This is a genomic window from Variovorax sp. J22R115 (assembly GCF_030317005.1).
Taxonomy (GTDB): domain Bacteria; phylum Pseudomonadota; class Gammaproteobacteria; order Burkholderiales; family Burkholderiaceae_C; genus Variovorax.
The window spans coordinates 120,348-143,355 of the sequence record NZ_JASZYM010000006.1 but is presented as its reverse complement, the minus strand read 5'-3'; the positions used below and the strand labels follow the sequence as shown (position 1 = coordinate 143,355).

Sequence of the window (23,008 nt, the reverse complement as noted above, 5' to 3'; positions counted from 1 at the left end):
AATCTTATGACTTCAATCAAACCGAGCAACCCTGTCGTGGACGGCCTTGTCTGCAAGCCGTCTCAGCCTTGATCACTGGAGAAGCACTTGCGCTCGCCCGACCTTTGCACCGAACAGGAAATCGCAGACATGGTGCATGGCTTCTATGTCAAGGTGCGCCAAGACGAAATGCTCGGGCCGATCTTCAACGCCCACATCAAAGACTGGGACCACCATCTCGCGAAGCTGGTGGACTTCTGGTCATCGATTTTGCGCGGCACGCGTCGTTTCAACGGCACGCCCATGCCCAAGCATGTGGCCCTGTCCGACCTGAGCGCCGAGTTGTTCGAGCGCTGGCTGCGCTTGTTTCGCGAGGAGGCCTCCGCACAACCCAATCGGGCCATGGGCGAATACGCGTACGACCTGGCACAGCGCATTGCCCAAAGCCTCTGGTACGGCTATCAGATGAGCCGCCGCCCGCGGACTGCACCGACGGACCTGCGGCATGACTGACCTGCTCCACATCACCGAACCCGGAGGCACGCGGGCGTCGCCGCAATGGCAGGCATTTCTTGAACTCGGGTTTCGACCGTTGTACCTGGCCGGCTGCTTCTGGGCCGCGTTCTCCATCGCGCTCTGGGTGTACGCGCCGCAGCTCCTCGCGGCGACCTTGCCCGGCGTTCTGTGGCACGCGCATGAGATGCTCTGGGCCTTCATCGCCACCATTGCCGTAGGTTTTTTGTTGACAGCCGCGAGCAACTGGACCGGAGTCAATCCGTTGCGGGGGCTCCCACTCGGCATCCTCCTCGCGCTGTGGTCGGCCGCGCGCATCGACTACCTGGTGCCCGGCGCGCTGGCGTTCTGGGTCGCCGCCTGCAGCGAACTCGCCTTCTTCGCTTGGGCGGCAGCGGCATTGGGCAGAGCCATTGTGGGTGCGCGCAACCGCCGCAACTACGGCCTGCCGCTGCTCGTGCTGGGACTCGGCATGGCTGATGCACTCTACCTCCTGGCGGCCCTGCAAGGCGACTACGCTCTTCTGCTGCAGCGACTCAACGCGGGCTTGCTGTGCATGGCCGTGATCGCACTGTTGGTGGCGCGCCGCGTGATTCCCTTCTTTGCCATGCGCGCCATTCCGGGACTCACGATTCCGATGCATACCCGCAGCGGCCAATGGCAGATCGGCGCTGGCGTGATTGCAGTGTTTGGCAGCCTGCTGCGGGTTCCCACCGTCACGGCGGCCGCACTGGCGGCGGCAGGCTGTATCGCGCTGTTTCAGGTGCTGGCCTGGAGGCCGTGGGCGACGCGGCGCACGCCACTGCTCTGGATCCTCTACGTTGGCTATGCGGCGCTCGGGGCAGGACTGCTCGTGGCTGCAGCGCACGCCATGGGCTGGATCGTGCGCGCCGCGTGGCCTGTGCATGTCATCGGCGTGGCAGGGTTCTCGGTGCTCATCATCGGCATGGTGACCCGCACCGCGCTCGGTCATCTGGGCCGTCCGCTGCAAACGGACCACGCCATGGTGATCAGCTATGCGCTGGTGATCCTGGCTGCGGCACTGCGCCTGGTGGCGCTGCTGCCCACGGACATCGCGCCTGACGCGCTGCATGCGTCGGCAGCCGCGTGGCTGCTGGCTTTCGTGCTCTACCTGTGGCGCTTCTTTCCGATGATGATCCGCCCGCGCGCCGACAGGGCCGTCGCGCCTGCGGCGCTGCGCACTTCGCGCTGAACGCAGACTCCTGACTGCGCGCACCGAAAAAAAGTGCGCGACCCGAATCAGGCCGCCCGTGCCCGCTTGCGTGCCGGAAGCTTGCCGGGCGAATGCCGCAACAACTCGTCCGTCTTGCCCGGCACGATCGCCACCGTGGGATCCTTGACCTTCGATCGCCACGTCACTTCCTGCCACAAGGGAAGCCCAAGGAGCGCGGGACTGGCATTGGCCAGGTCCGCCAAACTGTAGCGATCCAGTTCATCGAGGAACGCCTGAGTCGCGCGGGCCAGGACTGACGCCAGTTCGCACCCGCCTGTCAGAACGCACTGGTTGCCGGCGCCGAAGCATTCCACTACGGCAAAGTCGCTCTCGAGTTGACGAACGACCGTCCCGATCTTGATCTTGGACGGATGCATTGCCAGTCTCATTCCCCCGTTGCGCCCGCGCACAGTCTCAACCCATCCGGTCTTGCCCAGGATGTGAGTGACTTTCATGAGGTGCGCCTGCGAAATGCCGTAGGCCTGGGTGAGATCGGCAATGGTGACCAGCGATTCGGTACGGGTGGCCAGGACCAGCAGGACACGCAGCGAATAGTCGGTGAAGAGGGTCAGGCGCATAACAACGATTTTAGCTATTGCTTTAGACCTGCTCTCGGTCGCGGCGGCTTCCAGTCCGATTCGTGGAATTGCGAGCAGTGCCCGGCAGCTCGGCCGGCGATTCGGGAATTCGGTATCACCGCTCGGCGATGTAGTGTTGGGTCGTCACCGCCTCGCCATCGCGCAAGAACACCCGCACACGAGCCTCCACTTCCTCGTCGGCCAGCGTGGCCCGAGCGCGCTGGTGCAAGTATTCTGCCCAAGAGGCGACGATGAAGCGCTCGATATACCGCGACGGATCGCCAAGGTCTCGATAAACGCGCCATAGCGTGGCGCCGTCGCGGCGCCGCGAGGCGCGCAGCTGGGTGACGGCATTCAAGAATTCCTCTGCCTCGCCGGCGCGGATGCAGTAGCAGATCTCCACCGACACCGGGCCGTCTCCCGGAAGAGGCTGATCCTTGATGAAAAGGTCTTTCCAGAGAGTGACGGGTGTGACCTCCTGCGAATCGCCCATCCGCAACGGCAGCCAGCGGGCGAGCAACAGGCCTGCTGTCATGGCCAGGGCGGCGATGCTCAAGGCAATCGCCAACCCGGCAATGCCGGAAAGCGCGCCCCAAAACGCCGAACCGATGGCGAACGAACCGAGCGCGCTGAGCGTGTGCAGTGCCACGGCGCGCGAACGGACCCAGGGCGGCGCGCTGGACTGCGTGGCGGTGTTGAAGGTGGCCATGACCGCCATCCAGGCTGCGCCGCCGACAGCAAGCGACACGAAGACCACGACCGGTAGGCGCACGAACGCAGCGATGAGCATCACGGCCGCGAAAACCAGGCACCCCATTGCGACGAGGCGCTCCAGCCCCATGCGCGCACGCAACCTGCCCAGCACCAGGCCCGCCGCGACCGCGCCCGTACCCAAGCATCCCATGAGGATCCCGAATCCGGTGGCGCCCAATTTGAGTTGTTGCGCCGCGATGGCCGGCAACAGCGCCCACAGTGCCGAGCCGGCACCGCTGTAGGCCACGGTGCGCAGCAACTGAGCCAGGATCATCGGCGAGTGCCTTGCATAGCGCAGCCCCGCAACGGTGCCGCTCCAGAGGCGCTCCGCCGGCAGGGGGGATTGCGCATGGGGCGCAGGAGGCCAGCGCCGCAGTGCCTGCATCATCACCAGTGCGCTCACTGCCGCCATCACGAACACCCAACCCGCACCGAGCCATGCGAAGACGAAGCCCGCGATTGACGGCCCCAAAGCCCGTGCACTGTTCCAGGCGATAGACATCGCCGTGATGGCTTGCGGCATGTCCTCGCGCGGCACGGTGTCCGCCAGGCTGGTGTTCCACGCGGGCGACAGCAGCGCCGTGCAGCAGCCGGCGGAAAAGGTGAACAGCAACAAGGTCCCAGGTCCCGCCCACCCTGTCAATGTCAGCAGGGACAGGACAAGGATGATGGCCACCTGAACGGCCAGCGCATTCAGGATCAGCCGCCGGCGGTCGGTGATGTCGGCCAGCACGCCTGCGGGCAGTGCCAGCAGGAACATTGGCAGGAACACGGCCGTCTGCACCAGCGCTGCGAGGAAAGAGGAGCCCGTGAGCTCGACCATGAGCCACGAAGCCGCCATGACCTGCATGGCGTTCCCGGTGAAATAGATGGCACTGCCGGCCCACAGGCCGCGGAACGCGGGCAGACGCAGGGGGGACCAGAGGGAGTGGGATGCGACGGACATCGAAGGGGCTTTGCCCGATTATGGGCTGAGCGTCTGGTGGTTTCCGCTGAGCCTGCGCGGAGCCTGTGGCCGGTTGCCTCCAGGAATTTGCGATCCCCCGCCGGCAGGTGCAAACTCACGGGACGGCGACCTCGCCGTATTCGCGCACAAGGGGGATTGCCATGTCCATTCCTTCCCATCTGTCCAGCTATCTCGACCAGCGTGGTGCACGCTATGAGGTCTCCATGCACGGACACAGCCATAGCAGCCTGGAGACCGCCCACTGCGCCAACGTCAGCCCGTGTCAACTGGCCAAATCGGTCATCCTCGAGGACGACGACGGCTGCGTGATGGCCGTCGTTCCCGCCGACAGGATGGTCATGCTCGGTGAGTTCTCCCGCTTTGTCGGTCGCCACAGACTGAAGCTGGCCGGCGAGGCCCGGATTGCAGCGCTGTTTGATGACTGCGCCCCCGGCGCGATACCGCCCGTGGGAATGGCATGGGGGCTGCCGACCATCGTCGATGACGAACTTGAAAGCAATGACGTCGTTTACATGGAAGGTGGCGATCACGAGCGGCTGCTGCGGATGTCGCACGATCAGTTCCGTGCGCTGATGCGTGGCCAGCCGCACGGGAGCTTCTCCAAGACGCCGGAGCTCTGAAGGCGCGTGACGGGCGCACTGGGACCGGCAGTGATGGTCACCGCGACCTTCCGGTTCTACGAGGAGTTGAATGACTTCCTCGCGCGTGAGCGGCGAGGGCGCGAGTTCTCTTGCCGGTGCGCACGAATGGCGACCACCAAGCACATGATCGAGGCGCTCGGCGTTCCGCATACCGAGGTCGACCTGGTGCTGGTCAACGGCGAGTCGGTCGGCTTCGAGACCTTGCTGCACGACGGCGACAGGGTAGCGGTCTTTCCACAGTTCGAAGCCCTCGACATCACGCCGCTGCTGCGCGTGCGCGAGCGCGCATTGCGCGTGACCCGTTTCGTCGCTGACGCGCATATGGGTGGCCTCGCGCACCTGCTGCGCATGACCGGGTTCGATACGCTGTACGACAACCGCTTTCGCGACGATGAGATCGAGCGTATCGCTGGCGCGCAAGGTCGCATCGTGCTCACGAGAGATCGAGAACTGCTCAAGCGCCGGGGCATCACGCATGGCTGCTACGTGCGTGCGCTGCGGTCCGCGCAACAGTTGCGCGAGGTCTTTGATCGACTCGACCTCGCGCGCGGCGCGCGGCCGTTCACCCGATGCCTGGACTGCAACACGCCCTTGCACGAGATCGACAAGTCGCTGGTCGCCTCGTCCTTACCGGAGAGGGTGCGGGAACGCTACCAGCGTTTCAGCACATGCGATGCATGCAGGCGCGTCTTCTGGGAGGGCTCGCATTGGCAGCGAATGCGCGCCATGGTGGACGAGTTGGTGACGCCGGCGCAAGGATGACATCGACCGGAAGCGGAGGACCGCGCGCAGACCTTCTGCAACTCGCGCCGCTGAAGTCACAGGCATTCACACCCGCACTGATCGGCGCGACCACGGGGGCGAGCCGGCGCGCCCGTCATCAGCAGCGTGGGCCGACCGCACCCAAAGACGTGCGCCCGTTGGTGGTTGCGCTAGGCGACGTCCCGCAACTCGCGCCTAAGGATCTTCCCCACGGTGGACTTGGGAAGGGCCTCGACGATGCGCACGAGCTTGGGGACCTTGTAGCCGGCCAGCGATGCGCGGCAATGGTCGATGACATCCTGCTCGGTCAGCCTCGCGCCCGGCGCCTGCACGACGAACAGGCGCAAGGCCTCGCCCGTTTTCTCATCCGGCACGCCCACGCACGCGCACTCGGCCACGCCGGGGCATGCGGTCGCGACTGATTCGATCTCGTTCGGGTAGACGTTGAATCCGGAGACGATGATCATGTCCTTGATGCGGTCGACGATCTTCAGGAATCCTTGCTCGTCCAGGACGCCGACATCGCCGGTGCGAAAGTACCCGTCGGCCGTGAAGGCGGCCGCGTTGGCCTCGGGCTGTTGCCAGTAGCCGCTCATCACCTGCGGCCCGCGAGCGCAGATCTCGCCGGGCTCGCCCAGGGTGACCTCGCGGCCCGCGTCGTCGATCAGCTTGATGTCCGTCGAGGGCAACGGCAACCCCGTCGTGTTGGAGAACTTGCCGACGGACGGCGGGTTGATCGACAGTACCGGGCTCGTTTCCGAAAGTCCGTAACCCTCGAGAATCAGGCAGCCCGTGAGGTCCTTCCAGCGTGCGGCCGTGGCTTCGATCACGGCTGCGCCACCGCCGGCGGACAGGCGCAGATTCGAGAAGTCCACTTCTTTCAGGCGTGGGTGCGCGGCCAGGCCCGCATAGAGCGTGTTGACGCCCGTGAACACCGTCATGCGGGACTGCTTGAGCGTGTCGATCAGGCCGTCCATGTCGCGCGGATTGGCCACCAGCCAGTTCTCGGCCCCGACGGAGAAGTAGCTGATGAAGTTCACCATCAGCGCAAAGATGTGATAGAGCGGCAGGGCCGTCACCACCACTTCATCGCCCGGCAGTATGGTCGAGTGCATGAAGGCCTTGTACTGCTCGGTGTTGGCCACCAAGTTGCGATGCGACAGGCAGGCGCCCTTCGACAGGCCGGTCGTGCCGCCGGTGTACTGCAGGAACAGCAGGTCGTCGCCGGTGATCGCCGGGGCCTGGTAGTCGGACGACTTGTCTTCGTTCAGGATGTCCGACAGAGGCATGACGGCGCCGAGCCTCGCATCGGGCGCGGGCCCGGGCAGCGGCTTCGGCAAAGCGTCGCCGGGGCTGACCGTGATGATGTGCACGACGGGGCTTTGCTCGACCACCTCGGCGAGCGTCGGCGTGGATCCATTGAACAGGACAATGATCTGCACGCCCGCATCGTTGAGCTGGTGCGCGAGTTCCCGCGGTGTGTAGAGCGGATTGACGTTGACCTGCACCGCACCCAGGCGTGCGATGCCCAGGAAGACGACCGGGAAGGCTGCCAGGTTGGGCATCATCACCGCGATGCGGTCGCCCTTGCGCACGCCGAGCTCGCGTTGCAGATAGCTTGCGAAGCGTGCGGACAACCTGTCGACATCGCGGAAGCTCAGGCTCTGGCCGAACGAGCGGAAAGCGGTCTTGTCGGCGTAGCGCACCATGGCCTGCTCGAGCAACTCGACGATCGAGCCGTGAGCGTCGGGGTTGATGTGCGGCGCAATGTCGCCGTACGACTGGACCCAGGGGCGTTGATTCATCTTTGTCTCCTTAATGGCTTGATGATTTGAAGTAGGTTCGAAGGTCTCGACGTTCGCGAACATTGCCGCAATGCCTGCTGTCTAGCGACGATGCGCGACCCGGTCGTTCGCGGCGTCGACGGTCGCTGGGCGCAACGCATCCATGGTGTCGTTCGCGTTGTCTCCAGTGACTTGGCGGCGCTCAAGTCGGCACTGCATCGGTGGAGATCGAATGTAGACATCCGGGGGGTTCACGCCTAGGTTGCACTCCGACAGATTCGGGTCAATCTCTGCCAATCCTCCAAGCCGAAACGGCCCATGCGCGAGTCGACTCGCGTCAAGACGATGAGGGAATGAAATATCCCTGTAGTGCAGCGTCAGTGGTTCACATCGCGATCGCTCCGCTGGATGCGGCGGGGCGCCGGATCAACATCGCTGATGCCAGGCCGCATGATCGAGTCGGTGGCGACGGGGCGCCTTGCCGCGCATCTTGGCAAAGGCCCGACTCAGGGCGCTGGCGCTCGAATAGCCGCACTCGCGCGCCACATGCGCCAGCGGCAGACGTGTCGAAGCGAGCAGATGGTCGGCGTGTTCCAGCCGCAGGTTCGCCACGTACTGGCGCACATTGAATCCGACGGCGTCGGCAAAGCGGCGCGACAGGCTGCGCTCGCTCAAGCCGACGTGCTGCGCCAGCGCGGCCAGGCTCGGCACCGGATCCAACTCGCGCTCGAGCACCTCCTGCACCGCCAGCACCTGCGCGTCACCGTGGGCCTTGTACGGCGCGCTCCACAGCGCGAGCTTGTTGTCGGCAGGTAGCGCCTCGGTGCTGGTATGACGCAGAAAGCGACGGGCGCGCGGCATACCGAAGAATCGCTCGATCAGGTGGGCACAGGCGTCGACCGTGGGGCCGATGCCGCAGACCGTGACGATGTCCGGTGCGGCCACGATCCTGCGTGAGGGCTGGTAGCGGATCGTTGGAAAACGGCGCTGGATGATTGCTCGTTCGCTCAGCAGACCGGTGGCCGCCCGCCCATCGAGCAAGCCTGACTTGGCCAGCAGAAGCGCGCCGCCGAAGCTCATCAGCAATGCGCCACGCGCGTGCTGCTGTCGCAGCCATCGGCCGTACGCTGCATCGTCTTCGGTCGTCTCGGCCGCTGGCGCGAACTGGGCGGGAACGACCACCACGCGGAAGTCGCCGCTTCGCTTCAGCGTCAGGTCCGGCGCGAGTGGCAGACCCCCGAAGCTGATGACCGGTGATCTGCTGCGCGCGACCAGGCGCACGTCGAACAGCGCGCTTGCGGCAATGTCGTCACTGCGCGTCGCCAAGGTGCCGGCGGCTTGGAGCAGGTCGCGCACCAACAGCACCGAGCCTGCCCAGGGCCGGTCTGGAAGCACGATGGCAGCGCGCACCGGGCCGGCGGGCGCGCCTGCGTTCATGTCATGTATCTGGCGTTTCATGACAACAGATTCTGCGCTTGCTCTGCTTCAATCAGGCATCGAGATCGACATTGGATGGACCCATGAATGACGTACGCAAGCTGCTGAACCGCGAAGAGCTGCTGAACTTGCAGCGCAAGTCCAACTGGAAGGCCATCTGGATGCTGTTGGTCAACTGGAGCCTGATCGTGGCCAGCTTTGCCGTCGTCGTCGCCTGGCCGGGCGTTGCGACCGTGGCGCTGGCCATGCTCGTGCTGGCCGGTCGCCAGCTGGGACTGGGCATCCTGATGCACGAGTGCGCGCATCGCTCCTTCACGCCCTCACGCCCGTTGAACGACTGGATCGGGCAGTGGCTGTGCGCCGCGCCGGTTTTCGCCGACCTGTCGGTCTATCGCAGCTATCACATGACCCACCATGTGAAGACCGGCACCGTCGACGATCCGGACCTGCCCAACTACCGTGGCTACCCGGTGAGCCGGGCCTCGTTGGCGCGCAAAGTCTTGCGCGATCTGATCGGCCTGACTGGCCTGAAGGCGGCGGCCACGCTGGTCGTGCTGTACGCCCATGCCGAGCCCGAAAAGCTGCGCTTCGGCTACGCCTACAAGAAGCAGAGTGTCGAACCCACAGCAGTGGGTGGCGGTGGTCCGGGAAAGCGCAGCGTGCGCCACCTGCTGTGGAACGCCCGCCGCATCCTGCTGGTGCACACGGCGGCGCTCGCCCTGCTGTGGGCTGGTGGTCACCCGATCGCCTATCTGCTGTGGCCAGCCACTTGGCTGACCGTCTACATGCTGGTCAGCCGCGTTCGCAACGCCGCCGAACATGGCGCGCTGCCCGGCACCATGAGCCAAGACATCTGGTCCAACACCCGGACGGTGCATGCGGGGTGGTGGGAGCGCATGCTGTTTGCGCCCAACTTCGTCAACTACCACGTCGAGCACCATCTGGCACCGACTGTGCCCTCGTACAACCTCCGGCGCCTGCACCAGCTGCTGCGGGACAAGGGCGCCTTGGAGCAAGCCCACGTGGCTGGAGGCTATGCCGAGGTCATAAGGAGCCTCGTCGGCAAGCGGCGTCCCGACATCGTTTCTGTGCTGAAAATTGACTAGCACTGTCGGTCGACGACGAGGGCTGCGTGCCACGGCACTCGTCTCAGGCCGGACGCCATGTGATCGCCCCAGGAATCGAAGCGCATGGCCGACCGACCACCTACTCGGCAACGATTCTCGCCCGGCCAATCACACCCTTCCATCGGCTGCTTTCGTCCGCAGTGAGCTTCCTCAGCGCGTCGGCGCTGTACTCTTCATCTGGCAGCAGCTGGATGCCCTGTGCGACCAGGCGGCTGCGCAAGGCGGGCTCGTCGAGAGCCTTCCGATAGGCGCTGTACATGGCCGCTCGCACGGACGCAGGAGTGCCCTCCGGCGCGTAGAGGCCATACCAGGTCACCGCAGAGAAACCGGGGATGGTTGCTTCCGCGACTGTGGGCACGTCGGCGAACTGCGGCAAGCGCCTTGCCCCCGTCTGGACGATGGCTCGCACGCGGCCACCCAGGACCTGTGCCAGCGCGGTATTGCTCTGGTCGAACATTGCATCGACCTGACCTGACACCACGTCCACCATGGCCGGTGCTGCGCCCTTGTAGGAAACAGAAGTCACTTCGATACCCGCGCGTTGAGCGAACAGCGCGCCCACCAGATGGGATGTGGACCCAATGCCTGCGTTGCCGAAATTGATGGTGCCAGGCTTTGCCTTTGCCGCCGCCACCAGTTGCTGGGCGGTCTTGTAAGGTGAGTTGACTCCAACAAGCAGGAGCAGCGGTGTGTCGGGCAGCCTGAGCACTGGTTCGAAGTCCTTCATCGGATCGTATGGAAGCTTCTTGTAGAGCGAAGGCGCCGCTGCCATCTGGCCGACATGACCAAGCAGGAACGTGTAGCCGTCCTTCGGCGCCCGGGCGACCTTGGCCGCGCCGATGGTGCCGCCTGCGCCGCCCACGTTGTCGATGATGATGGGTCGCCCCAGTTTCTCGGCAACCTTCTCGGCGATGTTCCGGGCCAGAGCGTCGGCGGGACCTCCAGCAGCAAACGGTACGACCCAGGTCACGGCGCGTTCCGGATAGGGTGCTGCGATCGTGGGTCCCGCAGCGGCGAAGGCGAGTGACAAGAGCGCGAAGGAACGCCGGGTCGTCAGTGAATAGCTAGCGAGCATGGTGCGAATGTCCTGTTTGTCGAGGTTGTTTGAATCGGGATTGAATGCGGCGATGCGCGGGTACTTGCTCATGCTCAGCCCACCACACCCGTTGCACGGAGCTCGCGAATGCGGTCGACCGGCATGCCGATACTCCGCAGGACTCGGTCCGTGTCTTCGCCGACCATCGGCGCTCTTCGCGCGATGCCGCCTGGCGTTCGACTGAGCTTGATCGGCACGCCGGCAATGGTGACCCGACGCTCGCTGCCGGGGTGGTCGACCTCCACCAACATGTTGCGCACCTGGAAGTGCGCGTCCCCAAACACGTCCGCCGCGGTGTAGACCGGTCCGAACGGGACTTGCCCGCCCAGGATCGCCTTGAGTTCGTCCTTGGTTCTTTGCCTGGTGAAGGCCTGCAATGCCCCGATGACCAGGTCCGCATGCTGCACCCGCGCAGCGTTGGTCGCGCATTCGGGTGCTTCCGCCAGATCGGGGCGTTCCATCGCATGGGCCAACTTGCGCCATAGCGCGTCGGTCGCGCAGGCGATCGACACCCATCCATCCTTCGCCTCGAACAGCCCGAAGGGGCAGAGCAACGGGTGCTTGTTGCCCTCTGGCCTCGGAGCGACGCCCTGGTACGAGCGCTGGTAGACGATGCGCTCGGTCAGCGCCAGGATGCAGTCGACCATCGACACGTCGACGAACTGACCTTCGCCCGTCCTGCGTGCGTGATGCACCGCGGAGAGGATGCCGATGGCGAGCATCAGCGCAGGCACGGTATCGCCGACGCCAGGGCCGATCTTGGTCGGCGAGTGCTCGTCGGGTCCGGTAATGCCCATGATGCCGCCCATTGCCTGTGCAACCACGTCGTAGGCGGGCCATTCGTAGTAAGGACTTTCACCGCTGCGTCGATCGCCAAAGCCGCGCACGGTGGCATACACGAGGGCAGGATTGATCGCCGAGAGCTCTTCGTATGAAAGACCGAGTCGCTCCATCACGCCGCCGCGGAAATTCTCGACCAGCACGTCTGCGGAAGACACCAGTTCCTTCAGCACCTGCCGGCCCTCGGGATGTTTCAGGTCCAGTGCAATCGAGCCCTTGTTCCGGTTGACGCTTTGGAAATACCCGCCGAACGACCGGAACTCGTCGTCCGGCAGGAAGGGGCCCGTGCGTCGCATCCCCTCGCCCTCGGGCGGCTCGACCTTGACGACCTGGGCGCCGTGGTCGGCCAGGACCTGCGTGCAGAAAGGCCCTGCAAGCATTTGCGTGAGGTCGATGACCCTGACATCCGATAGTGCACCTGAACTGAACATTTCCATCTCCTTGGTACGTACGTGGACCGCGCGTGCGGCGTAGTGACGCTTGTAGCGTGCCGAGATAACCTACTATCTAGGTACGTACAAAGACGTCGTTTGATGTATCATATCGCCACTAGGTACGTACCTACAAGCCAGCAACTCACATTTTTTAGAAGGAAACCCTGACATGTCGAAAAGCAGGAGCGGCAACTTCTTCGAGGACTTCAAGCCGGGGCAAGTCCTTCGGCACGGCGTTCCCCGAACCCTGGGCGAGGGCGATCGCAGCCTCTACATCGGTCTGACCGGCAGCCGGTCCGCCTTGAATACCGCGGCCACCACGGCGGTGGCGCTTGGCCTTCGCTCCGCGCCGATGGAAGACCTGCTGGTGTTCAACGTCGTCTTCGGCAAGACAGTCCCCGAGCTGTCGCTCAACGCCGTCGCCAATCTGGGCTACGCCGATGCTCGTTTCCTGCAGCCCGTGTATGCCGGCGACACCCTGACAGTGACCAGCGAGGTGCTGGCTACCAAGGAGAACTCGAACGGCAAGAACGGCGTGGTCTACGTGCGGTCCACCGCGACGAATCAGGCAGGGGAGGCTGTCCTGACCTATGTGCGATGGGTCATGGTGCACAAGCGACAGACGGACGGCGTCGCTGCACAGGCGACGCCAATGCCGCCGCTACCCACGCATGTCGACCCGTCGCGTCTGGTGGTCCCCGAGTTCACACAGACGAGGTACGTCACCGGCGTCACCGGGTTCGATGACCTTTGGGAAGACTACGCCGTGGGTGAACGGATCGACCACGTGGGCTCCATGACGGTCAACGACAGTGACCACAGCATCGCGGCGCGTCTCTACCAGAACACGGCCAAGGCGCATTTCGACGCCCACCTGATGGCGCAGAGTCCCGCGGGCCAACGCCTGGTCTACGGCGGGCACGTGATCTCGCTCTGCAGATCCTTGGCCTACGACGGGCTGGAGAACTGCCTTGGCATGCTCGCCCTCAACGGCGGGAGCCACGTGGCACCGGTGTTCGCCGGTGACACGCTCTCCTGCGTGACGCAGGTCGTGGACACCTATGCCCTCGCCGGCGAAGTCGGCGCCTTGCGCCTGCGCACCATCGGTGCCAAGAACATCGGCACTGCCGGCGCCATCGCACTACCCGAACCCGGCGTCCCGAAACCCCGTTTCCCCAGCGAGGTCGTGCTGGACCTCGACTACACCGTCGCCATCCCGAAAAAGCAACCCTGAACCCAAGGAAGAACCATGGAAAAGCTCGTACATCCCAAGGACGCACTGTTCGCCGGCGAAAAGCCGTTCCCCGTGCTCGCTGCCTGCGAACACTTCGCTGGCAGCAAGAAACTGATCGACAAGGCGCTTGCGCTGCAGACCGACTACGGCCCGATCTTCGACATCACGGCCGACTGCGAGGACGGAGCGCCCGCGGGCGAGGAGGTCGCGCATGCGAACATGGTCGCCGACGCGGTGGCGTCGCCGCACAACGTCTTCAAGCGGATCGGCGTGCGCATCCATGATCCTTCGCACCCCTCGTGGAAGGAAGACGTGGACATTCTGCTGGCGAAGGCCGGCCGCGACATCGCCTACATCACCGTTCCGAAGGCAACCTCGTTCGCGCAAGCCGAGACGGCGGCGGCCTACGTGCAGGACACCGCCCGCCGCCTCGGACTGGAGCGCACGATCCCGCTCCACATCCTGGTGGAAACGCACGGCGCCTTGCGCGACGTCGCGCAGATCGCGACCATCCCGAACCTGGAAGTCCTCGACTTCGGGCTGATGGACTTCGTGAGCGGACACCACGGCGCCATCGCAGCGTCCCAAATGCGCAGCCCTGGCCAGTTCGAGCACCGGCTGATCGCCCGTGCCAAGGCCGAGGTTGCGGCCGCTGCCCTTGCCAATGGTGTCGTGCCCGCCCACAACGTGTGCCTGAACCTCAAGGATGCCGAGGTGGTACGGCAGGACGCGGCGCGTGCGCGCGGCGAGTTTGGATTCCTGCGGATGTGGAGCATCTATCCCGCGCAGATCAAGCCCATCGTCGAAGCCATGCAGCCTGCCTACGAAGAGGTCGCCGATGCGTCCGAGATCCTGGTGGCCGCCCAGAAGGCGGACTGGGGGCCGACGCAGTACAAGGGTGAGTTGCATGACCGGGCCACCTATCGCTACTTCTGGGTCGTCCTGGAAAAAGCCAAGGCCACCGGCATGACCTTGTCCAAGGCAGCAGCCGAGCAGTTTTTCGCCTGAGGCTCGCTGCGGGACGGGCCTTTACAATGTCCGGACCTAGCCTGCCTTTCCGATGCCCAAGTCTGCCAGTCCAGCTTCCTCCCTGTACGTCGACCTTGCCAGAAGGTTGACCGAAGAGATCACCGGACGCCGCTACGCGGTGGGCAGTCTGTTGCCGACCGAGGTCGCCATGGCGCAGCAGTACGGTGTCAGCCGGCAGACGGTTCGTGCCGCACTCGACATCCTGCAGGAGCGAGGCTATGTCTCTCGCAAGAAGTCGATCGGCACCCGGGTGGAAAACGTCGATGCCGCGACGCATTACGTCCAGACGGTCGACTCGATCGAGGACCTCGTTCGCGTTGCCGCGAGCGAGGTTCGCCAGATCGAGGCCGTCAAGGAGATCACGCTGGACCGAAACAGCGCCCGCCGGTTGCAGGCGCCGATGGGCAGCAACTGGCTCGTGTTCAGCGGATTTCGCGTCGACACACGCGATGGGAAGCCCTTGGCGGTAGCCAACTTCTACGTGGACAGGCGCTTCGCCGCGATACGAGATGAGGTCCTGCAGCAACCCCAGGTCCTCATCAGTTCGATGATCGAAGGGCGCTGCGGTGAATCGATCACGGACGTGCTGCAGATCGCGGACGCTGTCTTGATCGATGCTGCCGTGGCCGCCGCGTTGCAGATTCCGAAAGACTCTGCAGGATTGCGCGTCCTGCGGCACTACAAGAACATCAAGAACGAGTTGCTCGAGATCAGCGAGACCGTGTATCCGGCCGAGCGCCGGAGCTTGCTGACGCAACTCCGGCGTACTCGTCGCGGAACCTGATTGGCCGAAGTTCGGGCAAGGTGCCGCCCCTTGCACGTCACCGGCGACCAGGGCCACGATGCAGGCAATAGGGAAGACGGATCTTGTGGCGTTGATCTCTCTGGCCTGCTTCAGCCTTTGGCTCAGTCTGCGGTGATCTTCCCGGTCTCGATCACCTTCTTCCACCGCGCGTACTCGATCAGTTGGAAGGCGGCGAATTGCTCGGGGGTGTTGCCGACGACTTCGAGCCCGAGTTCGGCGAACTTCTTCTTCACATCTGCATCGCCGGGCGCGGCGATCAATGCGGCGTGGATCCTTTGTTTCACGTCTGGTGGCAGGCCCTTCGGCGCTGCTACGCCTTGCCACGAGTACACGCTCAGGTCTTTTACGCCAGCCTCCGTCAGTGTCGGCACATCAGGTAGCACCGGCGAGCGCTTGTCGCCAGTGGTGGCCAATGCGCGCAGCTTGCCGGCGTTGATCTGCGACAGCACCGCGTTGACGTTCTGGAACGAAGCGTCCACCTGATTGCCCAGCAGGTCGGAGATCGCAGGCGCACCGCCTTTGTAAGGCACATGGACCCCGGTGGTGCCGGTGCGCTGCCACATCAGCTCCGCTGTGAGATGGTCGGAAGCACCATTGCCAGACGACGCGAAGGTCATGCGGCCAGGATGGGCCTTCTCGGAGGAGAGCACATCCGCCAGCGTCTTGTGCGGCGAGGCGGCCGGCACTACCAGTACGTTTGGCGCTTGAACAGCGACCGTGAGCAGATCGAAGTCCTTGCGAGGATCGAAAGGCAGACTCTTGATCAAATGCGGCGCCACCGCGAAGGGCGCCAGCGATGCGACCAGTAGCGTGTAGCCATCGGCGGGGGCGCGTGCCACCTGGGCGGCGCCGATGGTGCCACCGGCACCTGCACGATTGTCAACGACGAAGGACTTGCCCAGGTTCGCTTGCATCTTCGCGGAGAGGGCACGCGCCAGCATGTCTGTCGCACCGCCGGCGGGAAAAGGCACGACGATCGTCACTGCTTTCTGGGGCCAGGCCTGCGCGTGGGCCGACGGACCCATTGCTGCCCCCAGCGCAAGAGCGCACGCCGCCACGACTGCGGTCACCTGATTCTTCATGAGACTCTCCTGTGGATGACGGTGACGGGATGGCCACCGTAGGCTGCCTCCATCGGTCTCGCTCGACTGCAGACTGACGACCGACATCCGGGGACGAATGCCGGCGACCGTTGCGTCGCGACCTACTCCGCCTTGATGTTGTTGTCCTTGACCACCTTGCCCCAGCGCTGGGTCTCGGTACGCATCCATTCCGCGATCTGCTGGCGGTTCATGGCCGAGGGCTCGGAGCCGAGCTCCTGCAGCTGCTTGGCGAATTCGGGGCGCGTCACGATGCGCTGCACGGCGTCCTGCAGCTTGTCGAGCACGGCAGGCGGTGTGTTGGCGGGCGCCAGCAGTCCCTGCCAGGAACCCGTGACGAAGTTGGGGATCTGCGAGGCCACGGTCGGCACACCGGGAGTCGCCGCAAACGGCTTGGCGCTCGTGACTGCAATGGCCTTGACCTTGCCGCCCTTCACCAGCTGGTTGGTGGCGACCACGCTCGCCATCGCGCTGTCGATCTGGCCGCCCGCGAGGTCGGCCAGGGCCTGGGCGCCACCCTTGTAGCCGATGATATTGAACTCGAAGCCGCGGTCCTGCGCGAGCAGGATGCCCGCGAGCTGGCTGATGGAGGCCAGCGGCGTGCCGAAGCTCGGCGGCTTGCCGCTCTTCTTGGCGTAGGCGGCGAGTTCGTCCAGGTTCTTCACGGGGAGATCGTTTCGTACCACCAGCAGGTGCGGCGAATAGGCCGGAATCGCGATCGGCGTCAGGTCCTTCTGGGGGTTGTAGGTGGTTTGCGGCGACACGCTCGGGCCGATGGTCAGCACACTCATGTCCAGCAGCAACAGGTTGTAGCCGTCCGGGGCGGACTTGGCCACGAACGCCGCGCCGATGTTGCCATTGCCGCCGGCCTTGTTCTCCACGATCACCGGCTGCTTGAGCATCTCGCCCAACTCCTTGGCCAGCAGGCGACCCAGCACGTCGGAGGTGCCGCCCGCCGGGTTGGGCACCGTGATGCGGATCATCCTGCTCGGGTAGCTCGCCGCGTCTTGCGCATGGACCGGCAGGCACGTGCCACCCGCCAGCATGGCCGCCGCGGCCATGCCGAGCAGGGCGCGTCGGGCCCTGGCGGGGGCGGACAGGGTGATTGAAGTCTCGGCTTTCATGGGCATCTCCGTTGATGTGTGACGGGGCGTTCGCGTGGCTGCGAGCGGGTGGGAAGCGGTCAGGGGACTCGGTAGATCACGTTCAAGAGCGGCTGCCCCTGCTGCAGGCGCTCGATGTTCTGCGCCATGAAGCGGTAGCGGCGGTCGAGCAGGGCCGGCGTCATGGCCGAGATGTGCGGCGTGGCGCGTACGTTGGGGAGCTCGTGCAGCGGCCAGCGTGATGGATTCACCGCCTGGTCCTTCTTCGGGTACTGGTACCAGACGTCGAGGACGGCCCGCGCCAGGGGCTTGTCGCGCAGGGCTTCGTACAGTGCCTGCTCGTCCACCACCTCCGCACGCGCCACGTTGACCAGCAGCGACCGCGCGGGCAGCAGTGCGAGCTGGCGCGCACCGATGAGGCCGCGGGTGCTGTCGTCCAGCGGGCAGCAGAGCACCAGGCAGTGGACCCGGGGAAGCACATCGTCCAGCGTCGACACGGGAACGTACGCGTCGGCCAGTTCCGCCGATCCCTGCTTGCCGCTGCGCGTGACGGCGATCACGTGCATGCCGAAGGCCCGCGCGCGCCGCGCGATCTCTTGCCCGATGTGGCCGAAACCCAGGATGGCGACGGTCTTGCCATCGGCCTCGTCGTGCTGAGCGCGGCTGGCATAGGCCTCGGCCCAAGCCGCCGCGTCAAGGCGCGCCGGGTACTGCCAGAGTTGCAGGAAGTGCTCCAGGACGGCATGCAGCGTGAACTCGGCGATCGGGACTTCGTGGCCGTGCACATTGCACACCGTGGTTCCCGAAGGCAGCGCCGGGCAAGCGATCTGTTCCGATCCGGCGCCGGGCACGTGCAGCAGCCGGCAGCGCAGGCGCGCGGCCTCGTCGGCGCTGACGCTGTTGCTGATGACGACGTCCGCCTGAATGGGGCCGGACGCGGGGAAGCCCTGCAGCGCCTCGACCTCGTGCCCGGGGCCGAGAAGCTCGCGCAAGCGGGGCGCGTTCGGCGCATGGAGTCCGACGATCTGGGTATGCATGGAGTCTTGTGTAGAAGAGGTGGCACGACCTGGCAATGTCGCTAGCGGCTTTCGCGGACGATGAGATCCGACCGCTGCTTGAAGGCGTCCTGCAGGCGGGTCCCGATCCCGGGCGCCACGGGCGGCTGGGCCATGCCCTCGCGGATCACCGGCAGGTCGGTGACGATGTCGCGGTACCAGGTGGCCAGCGTGGCGCGCACCACCTCCTGGTAGATGGCCGTCGGCGCATGCAGTGCCATGTGCAGCCCCGCCATCAGGGTGATGGGGCCGGTGCAGTCGTGCGGCGCCAGCGGCCGGTTGTAGGCCTGGGCCAGCCCTGCGATCTTGCGCCCTTCGGTGAAGCCGCCGCACCAGGCCAGGTCCAGCATCACCACGTCCAGCGCGTCGGCGGCCAGCAGGTCGCGGAAGGGGCGCAGGCCGCCCAGCGTTTCGCTGCCGCACACCGGCACGCGCGTGCGCCGCCGCAGGTCGGCGAGACCGGCGGCGTCGTCCATCTTGCACAGCGGATCCTCGACCCAGAACACGTTGTATTCCTCCAGCGCCTGGCAGATGCGCAAGGCCGAGTGGCCGCCGAACAGGCTGTGCAGTTCGCACATCACTTCGATGCGATTGCCGACCGCCTCGCGGATCTGGCGGAACGGCTGCAGGCCCTTTTCCAGGTCGGGCAGGGTGATCAGGTGGCCGCCGCTGGCGGGCGCATAGATGTCGAAGGGCCAGATCTTCATGGCCTTGTAGCCTTCGTCGAGCAGGCTGCGCGCGAGCGTGCCGGCGTCGCGCATGAAGGCCACCTGGTCGTCGTAGGGCCCCTGGGACTGGTCGTCCGTGCCGATGTCGCGACGCTTGCCGGCGGTGTTGAAGCTGTAGCCCGCGCAGGTGTTGTAGACGGGTACGCTCAGGCGCGCGCCACCGCCGAGCGCCTCGTAGACGGGCACGCCCTGGCGCTGGCCCGCCAGGTCCCACAACGCGATGTCGACGGCACTGGCCGAACGCACCTCCACACCGGAACTGTTGAAGCCGACGTAGGGCGTGAGCAGGTGGCGCGAGATGCCCTCGATGTGCCTCGCATCGCGCCCCAGCAGCCAGGGCGCGAGTTCCTCGTGCAGGCAGGTCTCGACCGAGGCCGCACCGCGAAAGGTCTCCCCCAGGCCGACCAGGCCATCGCTGGTCTCCAGCTCGAGCCAGATCAGGCTGGGCCGGTCCGGCAGACGGTAGGTACGGAGGCAGCGGATGGTTGACATGATTTACAGCTTTTTATATCTTTGGAGAGAAATCTGGGAGTTCATCGAGGAATCTGCGCCTGAAGTGAATTGTCCGCACCCGAGAGTTCCCTCTGTCTCGCCGATTACCCTGTAAAGAGCTGTTATATGAAAGCACCCGTTTCAGACGCCACGGATTTGGCCACGCACGCACACGGCGCGGACCGGTTGCTGGGAGACAAGGTCTACGAGGACCTGATGCAACTGCTGGGCACGCCGGGCTTCGAGCCGCGCGCACGCCTGCCCGGTGAAACGGCTCTGTCACAGCGCCTTGGCGTGTCGCGCCCGGTGCTGCGCCAGGCGCTGGCGCGCCTTCGCGACGAGGGGCGTGTCTACGCGCGCAAGGGCTCGGGCACTTTCGTCACGGATGCGCTGCCTCAGGCCAAGCCCATCTCGCTCAGCACGCTCGAGAACATCGCCGACATCCGCGCCTTTCTGGAGTTCCGGTGCTTCATGGAAGGCGAAGCCGCCGCCCGCGCGGCGCTGGCGCGCACCACCGATCAGATGCACCACATCCGGCTGTGCCGCGAGCGCTTTGAGCAGGCCCTTGCAGACGGAAGCGATGCCGTGGCAGAAGACATCGCCTTCCACGACGCGGTGGCCCAAGCCTGTGGCAACCGCTTCTTCGGCATGACGATGAACGCCCTGGCACCGCAGACCCGCTTCAGCATCGGACTCTCACGCAGTCTCTCGGGGCGGCCGCAGGGGCAGCGACGGACCGGCGTGTGTCAGGAGCACGCAGCCGTGGAGCAGGCCATCGAGCAACAGGACACCGCAGCCGCGCGGCAGGCCATGGAGGCGCATCTACGCGGGGGCATCGCGCGACTGTTCGGCCACTGACTCGCCGACCCGAAGGTCCGCTTTCAGTGATCGTGGTGCAGGTAGCTCGCCTGCCGCGGCAGCCGAAAGGCCACGACGAAGGCCAGCACCATCATCCCGGTCACGTACCAGTAGAACGCCGACTCGTGGCCCAGCGACTTGAGGCCCAGCGCCACGTACTCGGCGGAGCCACCGAACAGCGCATTGGCCACGGCATACGCCAGGCCCACTCCGAGCGCGCGCACTTCGGGCGGGAACATCTCGGCCTTCACGATGCCGCTGATGGAGGTGTAGAAGCTCACGATCGCGAGCGCCAGGATGATCAGCAAGAAGGCGACCACCGGGCTCGTCACGCCCTGCAGCAAGGTGAGGATCGGCACCGTCATCAGAGCACCCAAACCACCGAACAGCAGCATGTTGTTGCGCCGCCCGATGCGGTCGGACAGCGCGCCGAACACCGGTTGCATGCACATGTAGACGAAGAGCGCGAAGGTCATCACGTAGCTCGTGGTCTTGATCGGCAGGCCCACCGTGTTGACCAGGTACTTCTGCATGTAGGTCGTGAAGGTGTAGAAGATCAGCGAGCCGCCGGCCGTGTAGCCCAGCACCGTGAAGAAGGCCGCCCTGTGATGCTTGAAGATCCCCGCCAGGCTGCCCGCCTCCTTGTTGGCGCGCGACTCCGCGGTCTGAGTCTCGTGCAGCGTGCGACGCAGGAAGAGCGCGACCACCGCCGCGACGGCGCCGATCACGAAGGGAATGCGCCAGCCCCAGGCCTTGAGCTCGGCTTCGCTCAGCAATTGCTCGAGGATCACGATCACCAGCACCGCCAGCAACTGGCCGCCGATGAGCGTCACGTACTGGAACGACGAGAAGAAGCCGCGCTGTCCGCGCAGCGCCACCTCGCTCATGTAGGTGGCCGTGGTGCCGTATTCGCCACCCACCGAGAGGCCCTGGAACAGGCGGCAGACCAGCAGCAGGAAGGGCGCCCACGCGCCGATGGCCGCGTAGGTGGGAAGGCAGGCGATGGCGAGCGAGCCGGCACACATCATCGTGACCGAGATCAGCATCGATGTCCTGCGGCCGTACTTGTCGGCCACGCGGCCGAAGAGCCAGCCGCCGATCGGCCGCATCAGGAAGCCGGCGGCGAACACGCCTGCCGTGTTGAGCAACTGCGCGGTCGGGTCGGACTTGGGAAAGAAGGACGGCGCGAAGTACAGCGCGCTGAAGGCGTAGACGTAGAAGTCGAACCACTCGACCAGGTTGCCCGAGGAGGCCGCCATGATCGCGAAGATGCGATGCCGCTTCTCTTCGCTGGTGTAGGGCCGGTGGGATGTGGCGGAATCGCCGGGTACCGACCCTGCGGCGGACGTGACTGTGCTCATTGAAAAGGCGACTCTCTGAATATCTGCGTGCTATCCGGGCGCCAGATGTGTTGCAGCATCGTGCGCGTCGGCGTGGTCTGCCGGCGCCGCGACAGGTGCGCGAAACGCTCAGGCGCGACCGCGAGAACGGTCGATCAGCGCGAGGCTTGCCGCGTGAGGGACGGGCCCGAATTGAATTGGGCCGGCACCTGGTCGCGGTAGAAGGATCGGCGGTCGAGACTGTCGCGGTTTTCGCTCGCCTTGGCGACGGCCTGAGCGCGAACTTCTGCGCGGCTTGCGGTCGAGGTAAAGGGCTCGGCGTTGGCGCCCGTGCCAGCGGCATCGCCGTACACGTTGCCCGCGTGCGCTGCGGCAACGGCTTCGCGCGCGACATCGGCGCGGCTGGCAGACGACGTCAGGGGGTGCACACCCTCGTAGGTCTCCGCGTGAGCGCCAGCGATGACGAGAGTGGACAGAGCCATTGCAGCGAGGATCTTCGAGGTCTTCATGGTGCTTCCTTTGGATGTTGTTCCGGGCACGAACCCATGACAAGAAGTCTCTCATGGGGGACTAGGGGAAAACCCTTGTCAACCGGAACCAGCATGTTCACGAAACGGAAACGATGTCTGACCGGGCACACGGGGCCTCGAAGGCTCGGGCCGCAAGCATTGGGCCGTCGCGCCCCAGTTGAAGTCCCCGTGGTGTCAGTCTTTCACTCGCTGCGCGGCAAGGCGCGGGGCGTGGGCACGCAGCGCTCGAAGTGGCCGCACGCGAGGCCTTCATGGCCGCTCGCTTCCCGTTCGGAGCGGTGAACGCAGCCCCGTCAAATCAAGGATGAGGATCGAGTGACCTTGGGCACCTTGTCCCGGAGGAACGCTATTCCCGGCGGGCGCCATCCGGTGGAACTTCTGCACGAAGTGGGCGCAAACACTCTGTATCTCTCGTCGCGGCCGCTGAGCCCTTCTTCGGCCCAGTGAACGGCGCCTTCACCTGCCCGACCTTTTGACGTGTAGGCGGCCGTCCAGCGCGGACGGACGGTTCGAAGCAGCCGACGAACGGTAGTACACAAAAATACACATCTTGTGACACTCGGTCACCTTTTGTATTAATCCGTTCGTC

General features: G+C 65.2%; 21 protein-coding genes. 9 read left to right on the top strand and 12 right to left on the bottom strand.

The window, feature by feature from the left end; all coding sequences use genetic code 11:
- Nucleotides 1-87: 87 nt before the first annotated feature.
- Entirely contained in the window at nucleotides 88-492 is a 405-nt protein-coding gene (locus QTI04_RS12325) for a group III truncated hemoglobin (RefSeq protein WP_286603125.1), read from the top strand.
- Nucleotides 485-1,705 carry an NnrS family protein gene (locus QTI04_RS12320; RefSeq protein WP_286615932.1) on the top strand — a complete coding sequence of 407 codons (1,221 nt, stop codon included), beginning with the start codon at nucleotides 485-487 and terminating at the stop codon, nucleotides 1,703-1,705. The genes QTI04_RS12325 and QTI04_RS12320 overlap by 8 nt, the downstream gene beginning before the upstream one ends.
- A gap of 47 nt (nucleotides 1,706-1,752) precedes the next feature.
- Here the strand turns inward: QTI04_RS12320 and QTI04_RS12315 are convergent, their stop codons facing one another.
- Together QTI04_RS12315 and QTI04_RS12310 are read right to left on the bottom strand one after the other, a co-directional pair.
- Nucleotides 1,753-2,304: an Rrf2 family transcriptional regulator gene (locus QTI04_RS12315; protein WP_286603129.1), complete on the bottom strand. Its 552-nt coding sequence runs from the start codon at nucleotides 2,302-2,304 to the stop codon at nucleotides 1,753-1,755.
- A 115-nt stretch (nucleotides 2,305-2,419) separates the two neighbouring features.
- Nucleotides 2,420-4,003 carry an MFS transporter gene (locus QTI04_RS12310; RefSeq protein WP_286615931.1) on the bottom strand — a complete coding sequence of 528 codons (1,584 nt, stop codon included), beginning with the start codon at nucleotides 4,001-4,003 and terminating at the stop codon, nucleotides 2,420-2,422.
- A gap of 161 nt (nucleotides 4,004-4,164) precedes the next feature.
- On the opposite strand from QTI04_RS12310, the gene QTI04_RS12305 reads away from it, so the two are divergent.
- Complete coding sequence (locus QTI04_RS12305) at nucleotides 4,165-4,644, top strand: aminoacyl-tRNA deacylase (protein ID WP_286615930.1); 480 nt, start codon at nucleotides 4,165-4,167, stop codon at nucleotides 4,642-4,644.
- A gap of 33 nt (nucleotides 4,645-4,677) precedes the next feature.
- A complete protein-coding gene (locus tag QTI04_RS12300; RefSeq protein WP_286616116.1) occupies nucleotides 4,678-5,427 on the top strand; it encodes a Mut7-C RNAse domain-containing protein in 750 nt (249 codons plus the stop codon).
- Nucleotides 5,428-5,597: 170 nt separating this feature from the next.
- Here QTI04_RS12300 and QTI04_RS12295 read toward each other — a convergent pair whose 3' ends face one another.
- Both QTI04_RS12295 and QTI04_RS12290 read right to left on the bottom strand, forming a co-directional pair.
- Nucleotides 5,598-7,232, bottom strand: a complete 1,635-nt coding sequence (locus QTI04_RS12295; protein WP_286615929.1) for an AMP-binding protein — start codon at nucleotides 7,230-7,232, stop codon at nucleotides 5,598-5,600.
- A gap of 405 nt (nucleotides 7,233-7,637) precedes the next feature.
- Complete coding sequence (locus tag QTI04_RS12290; RefSeq protein WP_286615928.1) at nucleotides 7,638-8,669, bottom strand: GlxA family transcriptional regulator; 1,032 nt, start codon at nucleotides 8,667-8,669, stop codon at nucleotides 7,638-7,640.
- Between the two features lie 62 nt (nucleotides 8,670-8,731).
- On the opposite strand from QTI04_RS12290, the gene QTI04_RS12285 reads away from it, so the two are divergent.
- On the top strand, nucleotides 8,732-9,754 hold the full coding sequence (locus tag QTI04_RS12285; RefSeq protein WP_286615927.1) for a fatty acid desaturase family protein: 1,023 nt from the start codon (nucleotides 8,732-8,734) through the stop codon (nucleotides 9,752-9,754).
- 100 nt (nucleotides 9,755-9,854) lie between these two features.
- Here QTI04_RS12285 and QTI04_RS12280 read toward each other — a convergent pair whose 3' ends face one another.
- Complete coding sequence (locus QTI04_RS12280; protein WP_336621884.1) at nucleotides 9,855-10,922, bottom strand: tripartite tricarboxylate transporter substrate-binding protein; 1,068 nt, start codon at nucleotides 10,920-10,922, stop codon at nucleotides 9,855-9,857.
- A gap of 2 nt (nucleotides 10,923-10,924) precedes the next feature.
- A complete protein-coding gene (locus tag QTI04_RS12275; RefSeq protein ID WP_286615926.1) occupies nucleotides 10,925-12,142 on the bottom strand; it encodes a CaiB/BaiF CoA-transferase family protein in 1,218 nt (405 codons plus the stop codon).
- Nucleotides 12,143-12,314: 172 nt separating this feature from the next.
- Between QTI04_RS12275 and QTI04_RS12270 the strand changes: the two genes are divergently transcribed.
- The 3 genes from QTI04_RS12270 to QTI04_RS12260 are packed head-to-tail and all read left to right on the top strand — an operon-like array spanning nucleotide 12,315 to nucleotide 15,192.
- Nucleotides 12,315-13,379, top strand: a complete 1,065-nt coding sequence (locus QTI04_RS12270) for a MaoC family dehydratase (RefSeq protein WP_286615924.1) — start codon at nucleotides 12,315-12,317, stop codon at nucleotides 13,377-13,379.
- 15 nt (nucleotides 13,380-13,394) lie between these two features.
- Entirely contained in the window at nucleotides 13,395-14,387 is a 993-nt protein-coding gene (locus QTI04_RS12265; protein WP_286603145.1) for a CoA ester lyase, read from the top strand.
- A gap of 52 nt (nucleotides 14,388-14,439) precedes the next feature.
- A complete protein-coding gene (locus tag QTI04_RS12260) occupies nucleotides 14,440-15,192 on the top strand; it encodes a GntR family transcriptional regulator (RefSeq protein WP_286603147.1) in 753 nt (250 codons plus the stop codon).
- Between the two features lie 122 nt (nucleotides 15,193-15,314).
- Here QTI04_RS12260 and QTI04_RS12255 read toward each other — a convergent pair whose 3' ends face one another.
- The 4 genes from QTI04_RS12255 to QTI04_RS12240 form a co-directional block, all read right to left on the bottom strand.
- The gene (locus QTI04_RS12255; protein ID WP_286615922.1) at nucleotides 15,315-16,295 is read right to left on the bottom strand and encodes a tripartite tricarboxylate transporter substrate binding protein; all 981 of its coding nucleotides are present in this window, start codon (nucleotides 16,293-16,295) and stop codon (nucleotides 15,315-15,317) included.
- A 122-nt stretch (nucleotides 16,296-16,417) separates the two neighbouring features.
- Complete coding sequence (locus QTI04_RS12250) at nucleotides 16,418-17,437, bottom strand: tripartite tricarboxylate transporter substrate binding protein (protein ID WP_286603149.1); 1,020 nt, start codon at nucleotides 17,435-17,437, stop codon at nucleotides 16,418-16,420.
- A gap of 59 nt (nucleotides 17,438-17,496) precedes the next feature.
- On the bottom strand, nucleotides 17,497-18,453 hold the full coding sequence (locus QTI04_RS12245) for a 2-hydroxyacid dehydrogenase (protein WP_286615920.1): 957 nt from the start codon (nucleotides 18,451-18,453) through the stop codon (nucleotides 17,497-17,499).
- A 41-nt stretch (nucleotides 18,454-18,494) separates the two neighbouring features.
- On the bottom strand, nucleotides 18,495-19,691 hold the full coding sequence (locus QTI04_RS12240) for a mandelate racemase/muconate lactonizing enzyme family protein (protein ID WP_286615918.1): 1,197 nt from the start codon (nucleotides 19,689-19,691) through the stop codon (nucleotides 18,495-18,497).
- Between the two features lie 126 nt (nucleotides 19,692-19,817).
- Between QTI04_RS12240 and QTI04_RS12235 the strand changes: the two genes are divergently transcribed.
- The gene (locus QTI04_RS12235) at nucleotides 19,818-20,549 is read left to right on the top strand and encodes a FadR/GntR family transcriptional regulator (protein ID WP_286615916.1); all 732 of its coding nucleotides are present in this window, start codon (nucleotides 19,818-19,820) and stop codon (nucleotides 20,547-20,549) included.
- A 23-nt stretch (nucleotides 20,550-20,572) separates the two neighbouring features.
- Here QTI04_RS12235 and QTI04_RS12230 read toward each other — a convergent pair whose 3' ends face one another.
- The gene (locus QTI04_RS12230) at nucleotides 20,573-21,910 is read right to left on the bottom strand and encodes an MFS family transporter (RefSeq protein ID WP_286615914.1); all 1,338 of its coding nucleotides are present in this window, start codon (nucleotides 21,908-21,910) and stop codon (nucleotides 20,573-20,575) included.
- 134 nt (nucleotides 21,911-22,044) lie between these two features.
- A complete protein-coding gene (locus QTI04_RS12225) occupies nucleotides 22,045-22,398 on the bottom strand; it encodes an alpha/beta hydrolase (RefSeq protein ID WP_286615913.1) in 354 nt (117 codons plus the stop codon).
- Nucleotides 22,399-23,008: the final 610 nt, after the last annotated feature.